The following is a 15151-nucleotide window of genomic DNA, read 5'->3' on the forward strand; positions in this document are numbered from 1 at the left end:
CATGTGGGCGAGGTGTGCGCCCAGGCGTTGTACCAGGGGCAAGCGCTGTTTGCGCGTGACCCGGCTATCCGAGCACAGCTCGACGAAGCTGCCCGCGAAGAAGAAGACCACCTGGCGTGGTGTGCCCAGCGTTTGCAAGAGTTGGGTGACCGCCCGAGCCTGCTCAACCCGCTGTGGTATGCCGGCGCCTTCGCCATCGGCGCGCTGGCTGGCCGCCTGGGCGACAAGATCAGCCTCGGCTTCGTCGCCGAGACCGAGCGCCAGGTCGAGCACCATCTCGACGGCCATCTCGACAAACTGCCCGAACAGGACACCCGCTCACGCGCCATCGTTGCTCAGATGCGCGACGATGAAATCCGCCACGGCGACAACGCCCGCCAGGCTGGCGGCATCGATCTGCCGGAACCGATTCGCCAAGCCATGCGCGCTGCGTCGCGCGTCATGACGACCGCCGCCTACCGCATCTGAGCTGCGTGCCGCCACCCGGCGGCAGCTTGCGCTCAACCGTTCGCCCGACTTTGTGCCGCAGCCGCCCACTGCCTGCCGCAGCGGGCTTTGTCGCGCGCCGTTCTCTCACGTGGTTTCTACGTAAATCACGCTATCTCCTTCATTTGATTGAGAAAAGTGACACACGCGCTCAACCAGGGCGCGCTAAGTCATTGTTCTGATTGCAAATTTTCCCTCTCGCGGCCCGCCGCAAGCCTTGACCGCCTAAAGTGGTTCCTCTAAAGTGGGAAACAGTGTCAGAAAGTGTAGTTTTGTGGTTTGAATAGGCCGTTTTGAGGGCCAGTTGACGGCGGTACCACCCGCTGTCCGGAGAGAGAATCCAACGTGTTCCAGGGTGCGTCGGCGCTGACGCTGGATGCCAAAGGGCGGATGTCCATTCCGTCGCGGCACCGCGAAGCGCTTCAGCTGCAGGCCGAGGGCCGGGTGACTGTAACCAAGCACCCGGACGGCTGCCTCATGCTGTTTCCGCGCCCCGAGTGGGAACGCTTTCGCGAGCGCATTGCCGCGCTGCCGATGGAAGCCCACTGGTGGAAGCGGATCTTCCTGGGCAGTGCCGCCGACGTGGAGCTCGATACCGCCGGCCGTGTCCTCATCACTCCTGAACTACGCACGGCGGCCGCCCTCGAACGCGACGTGATGCTGCTCGGCATGGGCAGTCACTTCGAAGTCTGGGACGCCGCCACATACACCGCGAAGGAGCAGGCCGCCATGGCGCAAGGCATGCCCGACGCCCTCAAGAATTTCTCCTTTTGATGACGCGAGATGACAACCCAAGCCAGTACGGGACTGCGCCATCAAACGGTGCTCTTAGACGAAGCGGTCGATGCGCTGATCTGGCGCGACGATGGCATCTATATCGATGGAACCTTCGGGAGAGGCGGGCACAGCCGGCACATCCTGGAGCGGCTGGGGCCCGGCGGCAGACTTGTCGCCTTCGACAAGGACCCGGCAGCAATCACCGAAGCGGGCACCATCCAGGATGCCCGCTTCGCTATTGAGCATGACAGCTTCGCGCAGATGGCCCAGTGCCTGGACGCGCGCGGCATTGAACGGGTGGCCGGCGTGCTGCTCGATCTGGGCATCAGCTCGCCGCAGATCGACGAAGGCGCACGCGGTTTCTCGTTCCGGATGGATGGCCCGCTCGACATGCGGATGGACACCACGCGCGGCATTACCGCAGCCCAATGGCTGGCCGAGGCTGATGAGCGCGACATTGCGAGGGTGATACGGGACTATGGGGAAGAACGGTTTGCTGTACAGATTGCAAAGGCGATTGTTGCTCGCCGGGGCCAATCCGGGGATCGAGGTCCTCTCGATCGCACATCCGAGCTTGCCGCGCTCGTGGCGCAAGCCGTCAAGACACGCGAGAAGGGTCAAGACCCTGCGACCCGCACCTTTCAAGCTTTACGGATTCACGTCAATCAAGAGCTTGCGGACCTCGAAACCGGTCTGAAGGCTGCCTTTGATCGCCTGGAACAGGGGGGACGTCTCGTCGTGATCAGCTTCCATTCGCTGGAAGACCGCATCGTCAAGCGCTTCATGCAGGCCCTGGCGCGCCCGGAGCAATCCGCCGCGCCGGAAATGCGTCGGATGCCGCTGCGTGCGCATGAGCTGCCGGCGCCGCAACTGCGTCTGCTGGGCCGGGTGAAACCGTCGGAGGCCGAGGTGTCGGCCAATCCGCGCGCGCGCTCGGCCATCATGCGTGTGGCTGAGCGCTGCTGACCGACGAGGCCGCCCCTATGAACCGCCTGAACATGTTCCTGCTGACCGCGCTGGTGCTGTGCGCGCTGTCGCTGGTCAGTTCGCAGCATCAGGCGCGGCAATTGTTTGTCGCGCTGGATCGCGCGCAGGCGGAAGAAAAGCAACTCAACACCGACTGGTCGCGCCTGCAATATGAGCAGAGTGCGCTGGGCAAAAGCGCTCGCATTGCCGATATCGCGAGCAAGCAATTGAAGATGTCGCCCGCGCAGGCGGGTCGTACGCAGTATCTGCAGGGGTTTGCCGATGTGCCAGTGGCGCCTGCCACGCCGGCCAGCGCGCCCACGGCTTCAGGAGTACAGCCATGAGCGGCGCACGTAAATCCAACGGCACTGCGGCGCGCGCGCGTCTCGGCCAGTTCTCTGCCAGCCCGGTGCTGGGCCTGCGCCTGCCGATGTGGCGCTCGAAGCTGGTTGTCTTCCTGATGTTCGCGGCGTTCATGGCGCTGATCGGTCGCGCGCTGTGGATTCAGGGCCCGGGCAATCGCTTCTATGAGGCCGAAGGCAAGAAGCGCTTCCAACGCACGCTGGAACTGCCGGCCACGCGCGGCAAGATCCTTGATCGCAACGGGCTGGTGCTGGCCACCAGCCTGCCGGTGAAGGCCATCTGGGCCGTGCCGGAAGATGTGCCGAACGACGTGCCCGGCTCCGACATGCAGAAGCTCGCCAAGCTGCTCGGCATGAACAATAAAGAACTGGCCGCCAAGCTGGGCGAAGACAAGGGTTTCGTCTACCTCAAGCGCCAGGTGCTGCCCGAGGTGGCCGACCAGATTGCCGCGCTCAAGATCGACGGTATCTATCAGACACGTGAATACAAGCGCTTCTACCCGGAAGGGGAGGCGATGGCGCACATCGTCGGTTTCACCAACGTCGAGGACAAGGGCCAGGAAGGCATGGAACTGGCGCGCGAGACAGATCTCGCGGGTGCGGCCGGCCAGCGTCAGGTGATCAAGGATCGCCTGGGCCGTGTGGTGGAAGATGTAGGCGTGCTCAAGGCGCCGCGCGATGGCCACGACCAGACGCTGTCGATCGACGCCAAGATCCAGTACCTGACCTTCAACGAACTGAAGGCCGCGATTGAGCGCACCAAGGCCAAGGCCGCCAGCGCCATCGTGCTGGATGCCCAGACCGGCGAAGTGTTGGCACTGGCGAACTACCCGACCTACAACCCGAACGATCGCAGCCGTCTGTCGGGCGAGCAACTGCGCAACCGCGTGCTGACCGACACGTTCGAGCCTGGCTCGATGATGAAGCCGATCACCATCAGCCTGGCGCTGCAGCTCAAGCGTGTGACACCCACCACGCTGGTGCAGACCAACGGCAAATTCAACTTTGAAGGCGCGACCATTTCCGATACCAGCAATTACGGCACGCTGACGGTTGCGCAGGTCATCCAGCACTCGAGCAACATCGGCACGACCAAGATTGCGATGACGCTCAAGCCGCAGGAAATGTGGGACATGTTCACAAGCGTCGGCTTGGGGCAGGCGCCCAAGATCGGCTTTCCGGGCGCGGTGGCGGGGCGCCTGCGGCCGGCCAACAAATGGCGCCGCATTGAGCAGGCGACCATGTCCTACGGCTACGGCTTGTCGGTGTCGCTGTTCCAGATTGCACACGCCTACACCATCTTCGCGCACGACGGCGAGCTGATCCCGGTCACGATGTACCGCACCAATGGCCAGCCGCCGCAGGGTGAGCGTGTGATCTCGCCGGAGGTGGCGCGGCAGATCCGCCAGATGCTGGAGACGGTGACGGCGCCCGGTGGCACTGCGCCTCAGGCGCAGGTGATGGGCTACCGCGTGGGCGGTAAAACCGGTACGGCGTGGAAGCACACCGGGCGCGGCTATGACCGCTCCAAGTATCGCGCGTCGTTTATTGGTCTGGCACCGATGTCGAACCCGCGCATCATCGTGGCGGTGAGCGTGGACGAGCCCACGGTGGGCAACCGCTATGGCGGCGGGGCGGCTGGACCGGTGTTTTCGCAGATCGTGGGCGGCACCCTGCGCGCACTGAACGTGCCGCCGGATTCGCCTGTGCGTCAGCTCGTGATGACCCCGGAAGTGCCGGAAGAGCCAGTAGGGGGGCTGCAATGACGGCCTTGCCGACCTCCGACCGCCCCTCCGTCGCCGTGCGCCTCGCGCCGGTGCTGGACTGGCTGCGCGCGCAGGTGCCGGCCGGGGCCGACATCACCAGCGATACACGCAAGCTTAGAACGGGCGACGTGTTCGTCGCGTATGTGCTGGGTAACGTACGCCAGCGCGGTGATGGCCGTCCGCATATTCCGCAGGCGATTGAAGCCGGCGTTTCCGCTGTGCTGGCCGAGGCGCATGGTTATGTGGTGCCGGCCGATGCGCCGGTGGGCATTCTGGCGGTAGACGGCTTGGCTGAGCTGGCCGGGCCGCTGGCCGCGCAGTGGTATAGCGTGCCTGGGCCGGACGCACTGCGCGTGATCGGCGTAACGGGCACGAATGGCAAGACATCGTGCTCGCAGTGGATCGCGCAGGCACTGACCAAACAGGGCGAGCGTTGCGCAGTGGTGGGTACGCTCGGCACCGGGTTTGTCGATGCGCTGGTGGCCACCGGTTTCACCACGCCGGATGCCATCCAACTTCAGCACAGCCTGGCCGATCTGCACCGTGCCGGCGCCCGTGCTATCGCCATGGAAGTGTCCTCGCACGGCCTGGAGCAAGGTCGCGTGGACGGTACGCGCTTCGATATCGCGGTCTTCACCAACCTCACGCAAGACCACCTCGACTATCACGGCACCATGGCCGAGTACGAACTCGCCAAGGCGCGCCTGTTCAACTGGCCGGGTTTGCGTGCCGCCGTCATCAACCGTGACGACGCTGCCGGCGTGCGGTTGCTGCAAAACGCACGTGCCGGCATCGAGACCATCGAATACGGCATCGACGGCAACGCTGCCCCGCAGCACGGCGCCAAGCAATGGCTGCGCGCCACCAACGTGCGTGCACATCGCACCGGCACCAGCTTCGATGTCGATGGTTCGTTTGGCCGTGCGACGGTGCATGCGCCGACGGTTGGCCTGTTCAACGTATCCAACCTGCTGGGCGTGCTCGGTGCGCTGCTGGCGGCTGGTGTGCCGTGGCAAGACGCCGTCGGCCGCGTGGAAAAGCTTCAGCCGGTGAGCGGCCGCATGGAGCGCTTTGGCGGCGAAGACGGCCCGCTGGTGGTGGTCGATTACGCTCACACGCCTGACGCGCTGGAGCAGACGCTGCGCGCACTCGCGCCGATTACCGAGGCGCGCGGCGGCAAGCTGTGGGCCGTGTTCGGCTGCGGCGGTGATCGCGACCCTGGCAAGCGTCCGCAGATGGGCGCCATCGCCGAGCGGCTGGCGCAGCATGTGGTGCTGACCTCCGACAACCCGCGCAGCGAAGACCCACAGCACATCCTCGACGAGATTGCCGACGGGATGGACGACCCTTATGCCGCCACGCAGATCGAAGATCGTGCCGCCGCCATCCTGCACGCAGTGCGCCATGCCGATGCGCACGATGTGATCGTCGTGGCCGGCAAGGGACATGAATCGACGCAGGAGATTGCCGGTCGCAAGCGGCCGTTCTCCGACCAGGAACATGTTCGCCTGGCACTGGCCGCCCGCGGGGTGAACGCATGAGTGCCACCCAGACTGTGATGATGCAAGCCACCGATGCCGCCGCCTGGATGGCCGGTGCACACCTCGTCGGCCCGGACGCCGCCATCCGCCGGGTGACGACCGACAGCCGCGCCGTGGAGCCTGGCGACCTGTTCGTTGCGTTGATCGGCGAGCGCTTTGATGCGCACGATTTCCTGTCGGATGTGATTGCGCGTGGCGCCGCCGCGGTGCTGGTGTCGCGTGCGCTGCCGGACACGCTGGATGTGAGCAACGTCGCCGTGCTGACGGTGGCCGACACGCGCATCGCACTGGGGCAGCTTGCTGCCGGCTGGCGCCGCCAGTTCCCGATTCCGGTGGTGGCCGTGACGGGCAGCAACGGCAAGACGACGGTCAAGGAGATGATCTCCGCGATCTTCGCGCAGGCCGTGGGCGAGGATGCCCGCCTGGCGACCGCCGGCAACTTCAACAACGACATTGGCTTGCCGCTTACGCTGTTCCGCCTGAACGCGCAGCACAAGCTGGCCGTGCTCGAACTCGGCATGAACCACCCGGGCGAGACGGCTGTGCTGGCCGCTATTGCTCAGCCGACCGTGGCGATGATCAACAACGCGCAGCGCGAGCACCAGGAGTTCATGGTCAGCGTGGAAGCGGTGGCTGAAGAACATGCCGCCGTGCTGGCTGCGTTGCCGGCTGACGGCGTGGCGGTGTTTCCGCGCGATGCGGCCAACGGTGGCGAATACGCACCGGTGTGGCAAGCGGCAGCGGGATCGCGTCGTGTGCTCGATTTTGGTATCGAAGCGGGCGCGGTGACCGGTGTGGTGACGGACACCGCCGACGGTCAGCACATGGATGTGCAGGCGCCGGGTCAACACTTCGCCTTCACGTTGCCGCTGCTGGGCGTGCACAACGCGCGCAACGCGTTGGCGGCCACGGCATGTGCGCTGGCGGCTGGCGTTGCGCCGGACGTGATCGCACGGGCGCTGAGCAACTTCTCGCCGGTCAAGGGCCGACTGCAGCGCAAGCCGGGCGCCCGCGGCGGTCTCGTCATCGACGACACCTACAACGCGAATCCCGACTCCATGCGTGCCGCCATCGATGCGCTGGTCACGCTGCCGGCACCGCGCTGGCTCGTGCTCGGCGACATGGGTGAGGTTGGCTCGCAAGGTCCGGCATTCCACGAAGAGATTGGCGCATACGCGCGCGAGCACGGCATCGATGCGGTGCTGGCCACGGGCGAACTGGCGCGCTACACGGTAGATGCCTTTGGCGCCGGCGCGCGGCATTTTGCATCCGCCGAAGCATTGATCGAACAAGGCGTGCCAGACATTGCACCGGGCGCGACGGTATTGGTGAAGGGCTCGCGCTTTATGCGGATGGAACGCATTGTCGAAGCGTTGGTCTTGAAAGACCCGGCTGCAGCATCGTCGGCAGATTCCACCACGCAACAGAAGCATTAAGGGAAGCAAGAACCCATGTTATTGGCATTGGCGCAATGGCTGCAGAACGACTACGGCTTCCTGCGCGTCTTCAACTATCTGACGTTCCGGGCCGTGATGGCATCCCTCACGGCACTGGTGATCGGCCTCGGGTTCGGGCCGTGGGTGATCCGTCGTCTGACGGAAATGAAGGTCGGCCAGGCCGTGCGCAGCTACGGTCCGCAGACCCACCTGGTCAAGGCCGGCACGCCCACCATGGGCGGTGTGCTGGTGCTGATCGGTATTGCCGTGTCCACGCTGCTGTGGGCCGACTGGGGCAACCGCTTCATCTGGATCGTGCTGCTCGTCACGCTTGGTTACGGCGCGATTGGCTGGGTGGACGACTACCGCAAGGTCGTGCACCGCGATCCGAAGGGCATGTCCTCGCGTGAGAAGTTCTTCTGGCAGACGGTGATCGGCCTGTTTGCTGCCGCGTACCTGGCGTTCTCGGTGTCGGAGACGAGCAACATGCGTGTGCTCGAACTCTTCCTGGACTGGGTGCGCAGCGGCCTGTCGATCAACCTGCCGGCCAAGTCGCACCTGATCGTGCCGTTCTTCAAGGAAGTCAGCTACCCGCTGGGCGTGTTCGGCTTCATCATCCTGACGTACCTCGTGATCGTCGGCTCCAGCAACGCGGTGAACCTGACGGATGGCCTCGATGGTCTCGTCATCATGCCGGTGGTGCTGGTGGGCAGCGCGCTGGGCATCTTCGCCTACGTGATGGGCAGTGCCGTGTACAGCAAGTACTTGCTGTTCCCGCACATTCCGGGCGCGGGCGAGCTGCTGATCTTCTGCTCGGCCATGGCCGGGGCAGGGCTTGCCTTCCTGTGGTTCAACGCGCATCCGGCACAGGTGTTCATGGGTGACGTTGGCGCGCTGGCGCTGGGCGGGGCACTCGGCACCATTGCCGTGATCGTGCGCCAGGAGATCGTGCTGTTCATCATGGGCGGCATCTTCGTGGTCGAGACGCTCTCGGTGATGCTGCAGGTGACGTGGTTCAAGTTCACCAAGAAGCGTTACGGCGAGGGCCGGCGTCTGTTCCGCATGGCGCCGCTGCACCACCACTTCGAGCTGAGCGGCTGGAAGGAGACGCAGGTGGTCGTGCGCTTCTGGGTCATCACCATGATGCTGGTGCTGATCGGCCTGTCGACCCTGAAGCTGCGGTGAGAACGGACATGACCGAACCCATCGCTCACCCCGACGACGACATGGAACCGACGCTGACGGAAGCGGCGGCTGAATCCGTCGTGGGTACGGACGTGGAAGCTGTGGCCGCCACGTTCGACTCCGCTGAGTCGATGCCTGCAGCCGAGACCGCGCAGGAGCCGCGCATGTTCGGCGAGCAGGAAGCACCGTTCGTGCTGGTTCTCGGCCTGGGTGAGTCCGGCCTGGCGATGGCGCGTTGGTGCGCTCGCCATGGCGCACGCGTGCGTGTGGCCGATACGCGCGAGGCGCCGGCCAATCTGCCGACGCTGCGTGCGCATGTGCCGGATGCTGAGTTTGTGAGCGGTCCGTTCACGGGCTCGTTGCTCGAAGGCGTGACGCTGGTGGCGATCAGCCCGGGCCTGTCGCCGCTGGACGCCAACGTCGCTGCGCTGCTGGCTGCCGCCAAAGAGCGCACCGTGCCGGTGTGGGGCGAGATCGAACTGTTTGCGCGTGCACTCGCCGGCCTCAAGTCCGCGCGGGGCTACGCACCGCGCGTGCTGGCCATCACGGGTACCAACGGCAAGACGACTACCACTGCGCTCACCGGCGCTTTGGCTGAACGCGCCGGTAAGACCGTTGGCGTGGCGGGCAACATCAGCCCGTCGGCGCTGGATAAGCTGACCGAGTGTGTCGACGCTGGCACGCTGCCGGACGTGTGGGTGCTGGAGCTCTCCAGCTTCCAACTGGAAACCACGCACACGCTGGATGCCGACGCCGCCACCATCCTGAATATCACGCAGGATCACCTCGACTGGCACGGCACGATGGAAGCCTACGCGGCTGCCAAAGGCCGCATCTTCGGCGCCAACACCGTGCGTGTGCTGAACCGTCAGGACGCCGGTGTGATGGCGTTCGCCAGCAAGGGTGGCAACGTTACCTTCGGGACCGACGAGCCGGCCACGCCGGATGCACTCGGCCTTCTGCGCGAAGGTGGCATGCCGTGGATTGTGTTGGCTGAGGCCGATGAAGATGATTTGCCCAAGCCCACGCGCCGTAAGAAGGGCGACACCACGCCTGCCGTGCCGGTGCCCGTGCGTCTGAAGCGCCTGATGCCCGCCGACGCGCTGCGCATCCGCGGCTTGCACAACGCCACCAACGCGATGGCCGCGCTGGCACTGTGCCGCGCCATCGGTCTGCCGGTGAGCGCGCTGCTGCACGGTCTGCGCGACTACGCCGGTGAACCGCACCGCGTCGAGCTGATCGCCGCGTTTGATGATCTCGAATTCTTTGACGACAGCAAGGGCACCAACGTTGGCGCGACAGTGGCAGCGCTGTCGGGTCTGTCCAAGCATGTCGTGCTGATCGCGGGTGGCGACGGCAAGGGGCAAGACTTCTCACCGCTGGCCGCACCCGTGGCGCAGTACGCGCGTGCCGTGGTGCTGATCGGCCGCGATGCGCCGCAGATTCGTGAGGCATTGGCCAATACCGGTGTCACGCTGGTCGATGCGCCGACGCTGGAAGCTGCCGTGCAAGAGGCAGCCGCGCGCGCCCAGGCGGGGGACGCCGTGCTGCTGTCACCTGCGTGCGCGAGCTTTGACATGTTCCGCAACTACGAACACCGCGCCCAGGTATTCCATGAGGCCGTGGCCGCACTGGCGGCTGACCGAGGAGTCGTCCTATGAGCGACACCCAGATCAAGCGCAGCGGCTTCATCGGCGCCACCATCGGCAGCGCGTGGGGTGGCCTGCGCGATGCTGTTTCGGGCGTCAAGCCCACGCGCTCCAAGATGATGGAGTACGACCAGCCGCTGATGTGGGTGGCGATCGTGCTGCTCGGCCTCGGGCTGGTGATGGTGTATTCGGCATCGATCGCCCTGCCGGATTCGCCCAAGTACGCCAACTACAGCAACGGGCACTTCCTGGTGCGCCACATCTTCTCGCTGGTGATCGGTGTGGTGGGGGCTGTCGTGGCGTTCCAGATCCCGGTCAAGTTCTGGGACAAGTACGCGCCCAAGCTTTTCATCATCGCGCTGGTGCTGCTGATCATCGTGTTGATCCCGCACGTCGGTAAGGGTGTGAACGGTGCGAGGCGCTGGCTGCCGCTGGGTGTCATGAATTTCCAGCCGTCGGAGCTCATGAAGCTGGCGGTGGTGCTGTACGCCGCCAACTACACGGTGCGCAAGCAGGACTGGATGCAGAGCGTGCGCAAGGGCTTCCTGCCGATGGGCGTGGCGGTGGCCTTCGTCGGGTCGCTGCTGCTGTTGGAGCCGGACATGGGCGCGTTCCTGGTGATCGCGGCCGTGGCCATGGGCATTCTTTTCCTGGGCGGCGTGAACGGTAAGCTGTTCGGTGGGCTGGTGCTGACGGCAGTGTCGACGTTCTCGCTGCTGATCGTGGCGTCGCCGTGGCGTCGCGAGCGGATCTTCGCGTACCTGAATCCGTGGCAAGAGGAATACGCGCAGGGCAAGGCTTACCAGCTTACGCACTCGCTGATTGCGTTCGGCCGTGGCGAATGGACGGGCGTTGGGCTGGGCGGCAGCATCGAAAAGCTGCACTACCTGCCGGAGGCGCACACCGACTTCATCCTCGCCGTGATCGGCGAGGAACTCGGTTTTGTTGGCGTGCTGATCGTGATCCTGCTGTTCTATTGGATGGTGCGCCGCGCCTTCGAGATCGGTCGCACTGCGCTGCAGCTCGACCGCACGTTCGCTGGCCTGGTCGCCAAGGGGCTGGGTATCTGGATCGGCTGGCAAGCGTTCATCAACATGGGCGTGAACCTGGGTCTGCTGCCGACCAAGGGCCTGACCTTGCCGATGGTCAGCTACGGTGGCTCGGGCATTCTGATGAACTGCGTGGCGCTCGCGCTGCTGCTGCGTATCGACTATGAGAACCGCGTGCTGATGCGTGGGGGCAAGGTATGACGACTGGCTCGTCTCCGCGCACGCTTCTCGTCATGGCCGGCGGCACGGGCGGCCACATCTTCCCGGCGCTGTCGGTGGCCAAGCTGCTGGCCGCGCGCGGCTGGAAAGTGGTCTGGCTTGGCAATGCGAACGGCATGGAAGGCCAGCTCGTGCCCAAACACGGCTTCCCGATGGAGTCGGTGCAGTTTGGCGGCGTGCGCGGCAAGGGCTTTATGACGAAGCTCCTGCTGCCGCTGAACCTGCTGCGTGCGTTCTGGCAGAGCCTGGGCGTGGTGCGCAAGGTACGTCCGAACGTCGTGCTGGGTATGGGCGGCTATATCACCTTCCCGGGCGGCATGATGAGTGTGCTGCTGGGGCGCCCGCTGGTGCTGCACGAACAGAATTCGATTGCCGGTCTCGCCAATCGCGTGCTCGCCCGTGTGGCCGATCGCGTGCTGTGCGCCTTCCCGAATGCGCTGGCTGGCGCTGAATGGGTCGGCAACCCGATCCGCGCGGATCTGGCGATGCTGCCATCGCCGCAAGTGCGCTATGCCGAGCGCACCGGACCGCTGCACGTACTGGTGGTGGGGGGGAGCCTGGGCGCCGCAGCGCTGAATGATGTCGTGCCCAAGGCGCTGGCCTTGCTGCCCGCCGACACGCGCCCCGTCGTCATCCACCAGGCGGGCGCCAAGCAGATCGATACGCTGCGTGCCAACTACGCCGCCGCCGGTATTGATGACACGCACGCGCAGGCCGTGCCCTTCATCGATGACATGGCTGCGGCGTATGCGCATGCCGATCTCGTGATCTGCCGCGCAGGTGCAATGACAGTTTCTGAAGTGGCCGCGGCGGGTGTCGCGGCGTTGTTCGTGCCGTTCCCGCATGCGGTGGACGACCACCAGACCACCAACGCGCGCTTTCTGTCTGAACGCGGCGCGGCGCTGTTGGTGCCTCAGCCGGAGCTGGGTCCGGCCTCGCTGGCAGATACACTCGCGTCCCTGACGCGTGCGCAATTGGCCGATATGGCGGCTAAAGCACGTGAACAGGCAAGGCCGGAAGCGGCCGAGCGTGTCGCCGACGTGTGTGTTGCGGTGGCACGGGCATAGGGAAGGAATCGACTGATGAAGCACATCGTTAAGAACATCCATTTCGTGGGCATTGGCGGCGCCGGCATGAGCGGCATTGCCGAGGTGCTGCTGAATCTGGGCTACCGCGTGACGGGCTCGGACTTGGGAACCAGCGCGGCGACGCAGCGTCTGGCCTCGCTGGGCGCTACGGTCATGCAGGGCCACGCGCCGGAACATGTGGTCGGCGCCAACGCGGTAGTGGTGTCCACCGCCGTGCGCGGTGACAACCCGGAAGTGCTGGCCGCCCGTGCCAAGCGCATCCCGATCGTGCCGCGCGCGGTCATGCTGGCCGAACTGATGCGCCTGAAGCAGGGCATCGCCATTGCCGGCACGCATGGCAAGACCACGACCACCAGCCTGGTCGCCTCCGTGCTGGCTGAAGGTGGTCTGGATCCGACCTTCGTGATCGGCGGTCGCCTCAACTCGGCTGGCGCCAACGCGCGACTGGGCACGGGCGATTTCATCGTCGCCGAGGCGGACGAGTCCGACGCATCGTTCCTCAACCTGTTCCCCGTGATCGAGGTCATCACCAACATCGATGCCGATCACATGGACACCTATGGGCACGACTTCGCGCGCCTGAAGCAGGCGTTCATCGAGTTCACGCAGCGCCTGCCGTTCTACGGCATCGCCGTGCTGTGCGTGGATGACCCGAACGTGCGCGAGATCCTGCCGTTTGTGTCCAAGCCAGTGGTGCGCTATGGCTTTGCCGAGGATGCACAGGTGCGTGCCGTCAACGCGCGCGCCGTGGACGGTCGCATGGAATTCACCGTCATCCGCCAGATCAACGGCCACGCTGAGCCGCCGCTGTCGATCACGCTGAACCTGCCGGGTCTGCACAACGTGCAGAACGCGCTGGCCGCCATCGCCATCGCCACCGAGCTGGAAGTGCCGGACGAGGCCATCGTCAAGGCGCTGGCCGAGTTCAACGGCGTGGGCCGCCGCTTCCAGCGTTATGGCGAGGTGCCGACCGCCGATGGAAAGGGCCGCTTTACGCTCATTGACGACTACGGCCACCACCCTGTCGAGATGGCCGCCACGCTGGCTGCAGCGCGCGGTGCCTTCCCCAATCGCCGCCTCGTGCTGGCCTTCCAGCCGCACCGCTTCACGCGTACGCGCGATTGCTTTGAAGATTTCGTGAAGGTGCTCGGCACCGTCGATGCACTGCTGCTGGCCGAGGTGTACGCCGCCGGCGAACCGCCCATCGTCGCGGCCGACGGTCGTGCGCTTACCCGCGCGTTGCGGGTGGCCAACAAGATCGAGCCGGTGTTTGTGGAACAGATTGAAGACATGCCGCAAGCCATTCTGGATGCGGTGCAGGATAACGACGTGGTCATCACCATGGGTGCAGGGACGATCGGGCAAGTGCCGGGTCAGGTGGTTGCGCGGCAGGCAGAAGTACGCGCGCCGAATGTGGTCGATCTGAACGGAGGCGCGGCAGCATGAGCACCGGTCCGTTCGTTCCGCATCCGATGATTGACCCGACGTCCCTCGGCAAGGTTGGCGTGCTGCTGGGTGGCCGCTCGGCCGAGCGGGAGATCTCCCTGCTGTCGGGCAACGGCGTGCTGGCGGCGCTGCGCTCGCGCGGCGTCGATGCACATCCGTTCGATCCGGGCCTGCAACCGGTGGCCGATCTGGCCACGCAGGGTTTCGACCGCGTGGTGATCTCCCTGCATGGCCGCTTTGGCGAAGACGGCACGATCCAGGGCCTGCTCGAGCAATTCGGCATTCCGTACACCGGCAGCGGCGTACTCGCGTCTGCGCTGGCGATGGACAAAGAAGCCACCAAGCGCCAGTGGCAGACCCACGGCCTGCCGACACCCGACTTCGTCATGCTCAAGGCCGACACCGTCTGGCAAACCGTGGCCGACCGCCTGGGCCTGCCGTTGATCGTCAAGCCGGCACGCGAAGGTTCGTCGATCGGCCTGACAAAGGTGGCGAGCGTCGCCGAGCTGCCCGCCGCCTATGAAAAAGCCGCGCGATTGGACCGCGACGTGATGGCTGAACAGTTCATCGACGGCGACGAGCTGACCTGCCCCGTGATCGGTGAAGGCGAGAGCGCCACCGCGCTGCCGCTCATCCGCATCGTCGCGCCGCAGGCCAACTACGACTACCAGAACAAGTACTTCACCGACGACACGCGCTACGAGTGCCCGGCACCGATTCCCGCCGATGTGGCGGCGCGCGTGCAGGCGCTGGTGGTGCAGGCGTACCGCGGGTTGGGCTGCCGTGGCTGGGGCCGTGCCGACATCATGCTGCGCAAGTCCGACAACGCGCCGTTCCTGCTGGAGATGAACACGTCGCCGGGCATGACCGGGCATTCGCTGGTGCCGATGGGCGCGCGCGCTGCGGGCATCAGCTACGAAGATTTCGTGTTGCAACTGGCGGCCAGTGCGTCGCTGGAGCTGCACGCAAGTACCGATTGGAAACCTGAGTAAGCCGAACTGGTCAGCACAACGTTATGTGGCACAACACCCGTCTCCTCAACGCCGTCGCGAGTGCGCTGTATGCGCTGCTCGCGCTCGGCGGCTTGGGCGTGGGGGCGGTCTGGCTGATGCAGCGTCCGATGTTCCAGTTGCAGCAGGTGCGTGTGATGCCGATGGCCGGCAGCGAAATGCGCCACGTGA

At 65.3% G+C, this 15151-nt stretch carries 13 protein-coding genes and 1 pseudogene; all 14 read left to right on the forward strand.

Annotation, left to right across the window (positions count from 1 at the left end):
* The coding region (gene coq7, locus JHD73_RS21635) for a 2-polyprenyl-3-methyl-6-methoxy-1,4-benzoquinone monooxygenase (RefSeq protein ID WP_199032259.1) at nucleotides 1–468 on the forward strand (468 nt) is incomplete at its 5' end.
* Between the two features lie 363 nt (nucleotides 469–831).
* Nucleotides 832–1260 (forward strand): division/cell wall cluster transcriptional repressor MraZ, encoded by a 429-nt coding sequence (mraZ, locus tag JHD73_RS21640; protein WP_021196112.1) that lies wholly within the window; start codon nucleotides 832–834, stop codon nucleotides 1258–1260.
* A 9-nt stretch (nucleotides 1261–1269) separates the two neighbouring features.
* The gene (gene rsmH, locus JHD73_RS21645) at nucleotides 1270–2229 is read left to right on the forward strand and encodes a 16S rRNA (cytosine(1402)-N(4))-methyltransferase RsmH (protein WP_199032260.1); all 960 of its coding nucleotides are present in this window, start codon (nucleotides 1270–1272) and stop codon (nucleotides 2227–2229) included.
* Nucleotides 2230–2246: 17 nt separating this feature from the next.
* Nucleotides 2247–2573, forward strand: coding sequence for a cell division protein FtsL (gene ftsL, locus JHD73_RS21650; RefSeq protein WP_048933145.1), 327 nt, complete (start codon nucleotides 2247–2249; stop codon nucleotides 2571–2573).
* On the forward strand, nucleotides 2570–4357 hold the full coding sequence (locus JHD73_RS21655) for a penicillin-binding protein 2 (protein WP_199032261.1): 1788 nt from the start codon (nucleotides 2570–2572) through the stop codon (nucleotides 4355–4357). Before ftsL ends, JHD73_RS21655 begins: the two co-directional genes overlap by 4 nt.
* Nucleotides 4354–5898, forward strand: a complete 1545-nt coding sequence (locus tag JHD73_RS21660; RefSeq protein ID WP_199032262.1) for a UDP-N-acetylmuramoyl-L-alanyl-D-glutamate--2,6-diaminopimelate ligase — start codon at nucleotides 4354–4356, stop codon at nucleotides 5896–5898. The genes JHD73_RS21655 and JHD73_RS21660 overlap by 4 nt, the downstream gene beginning before the upstream one ends.
* Nucleotides 5895–7334 (forward strand): UDP-N-acetylmuramoyl-tripeptide--D-alanyl-D-alanine ligase, encoded by a 1440-nt coding sequence (gene murF / locus JHD73_RS21665; RefSeq protein ID WP_199032263.1) that lies wholly within the window; start codon nucleotides 5895–5897, stop codon nucleotides 7332–7334. The genes JHD73_RS21660 and murF overlap by 4 nt, the downstream gene beginning before the upstream one ends.
* 15 nt (nucleotides 7335–7349) lie before the next feature.
* Complete coding sequence (mraY, locus tag JHD73_RS21670; protein WP_048933141.1) at nucleotides 7350–8519, forward strand: phospho-N-acetylmuramoyl-pentapeptide-transferase; 1170 nt, start codon at nucleotides 7350–7352, stop codon at nucleotides 8517–8519.
* A 164-nt stretch (nucleotides 8520–8683) separates the two neighbouring features.
* Nucleotides 8684–10180 carry a UDP-N-acetylmuramoyl-L-alanine--D-glutamate ligase gene (gene murD, locus JHD73_RS21675; RefSeq protein ID WP_199032268.1) on the forward strand — a complete coding sequence of 499 codons (1497 nt, stop codon included), beginning with the start codon at nucleotides 8684–8686 and terminating at the stop codon, nucleotides 10178–10180.
* Entirely contained in the window at nucleotides 10177–11418 is a 1242-nt protein-coding gene (gene ftsW / locus JHD73_RS21680) for a putative lipid II flippase FtsW (protein WP_199032264.1), read from the forward strand. Before murD ends, ftsW begins: the two co-directional genes overlap by 4 nt.
* Nucleotides 11415–12503 (forward strand): undecaprenyldiphospho-muramoylpentapeptide beta-N-acetylglucosaminyltransferase, encoded by a 1089-nt coding sequence (gene murG, locus JHD73_RS21685; protein WP_199032265.1) that lies wholly within the window; start codon nucleotides 11415–11417, stop codon nucleotides 12501–12503. The genes ftsW and murG overlap by 4 nt, the downstream gene beginning before the upstream one ends.
* Before the next feature lie 15 nt (nucleotides 12504–12518).
* Nucleotides 12519–13970 carry a UDP-N-acetylmuramate--L-alanine ligase gene (gene murC, locus JHD73_RS21690; protein WP_199032266.1) on the forward strand — a complete coding sequence of 484 codons (1452 nt, stop codon included), beginning with the start codon at nucleotides 12519–12521 and terminating at the stop codon, nucleotides 13968–13970.
* Nucleotides 13967–14962 carry a D-alanine--D-alanine ligase gene (locus JHD73_RS21695; RefSeq protein ID WP_199032267.1) on the forward strand — a complete coding sequence of 332 codons (996 nt, stop codon included), beginning with the start codon at nucleotides 13967–13969 and terminating at the stop codon, nucleotides 14960–14962. Before murC ends, JHD73_RS21695 begins: the two co-directional genes overlap by 4 nt.
* Before the next feature lie 23 nt (nucleotides 14963–14985).
* Nucleotides 14986–15151 (forward strand): annotated as a pseudogene (locus tag JHD73_RS21700) (cell division protein FtsQ); the annotation flags it as partial.

This window comes from Ralstonia sp. ASV6 (genome assembly GCF_016429285.1).
Classification (GTDB): domain Bacteria; phylum Pseudomonadota; class Gammaproteobacteria; order Burkholderiales; family Burkholderiaceae; genus Ralstonia; species Ralstonia flaminis.

Coding starts and splice junctions, on each gene's coding strand:
- murF (WP_199032263.1), top strand. CDS start 5,895: ATGAGTGCCACCCAGACTGTGATGATGCAAGCCACCGATGCCGCCGCC.
- JHD73_RS21660 (WP_199032262.1), top strand. CDS start 4,354: ATGACGGCCTTGCCGACCTCCGACCGCCCCTCCGTCGCCGTGCGCCTC.
- JHD73_RS21695 (WP_199032267.1), top strand. CDS start 13,967: ATGAGCACCGGTCCGTTCGTTCCGCATCCGATGATTGACCCGACGTCC.
- mraY (WP_048933141.1), top strand. CDS start 7,350: ATGTTATTGGCATTGGCGCAATGGCTGCAGAACGACTACGGCTTCCTG.
- murG (WP_199032265.1), top strand. CDS start 11,415: ATGACGACTGGCTCGTCTCCGCGCACGCTTCTCGTCATGGCCGGCGGC.
- murD (WP_199032268.1), top strand. CDS start 8,684: ATGTTCGGCGAGCAGGAAGCACCGTTCGTGCTGGTTCTCGGCCTGGGT.
- murC (WP_199032266.1), top strand. CDS start 12,519: ATGAAGCACATCGTTAAGAACATCCATTTCGTGGGCATTGGCGGCGCC.
- ftsW (WP_199032264.1), top strand. CDS start 10,177: ATGAGCGACACCCAGATCAAGCGCAGCGGCTTCATCGGCGCCACCATC.
- rsmH (WP_199032260.1), top strand. CDS start 1,270: ATGACAACCCAAGCCAGTACGGGACTGCGCCATCAAACGGTGCTCTTA.
- ftsL (WP_048933145.1), top strand. CDS start 2,247: ATGAACCGCCTGAACATGTTCCTGCTGACCGCGCTGGTGCTGTGCGCG.
- JHD73_RS21655 (WP_199032261.1), top strand. CDS start 2,570: ATGAGCGGCGCACGTAAATCCAACGGCACTGCGGCGCGCGCGCGTCTC.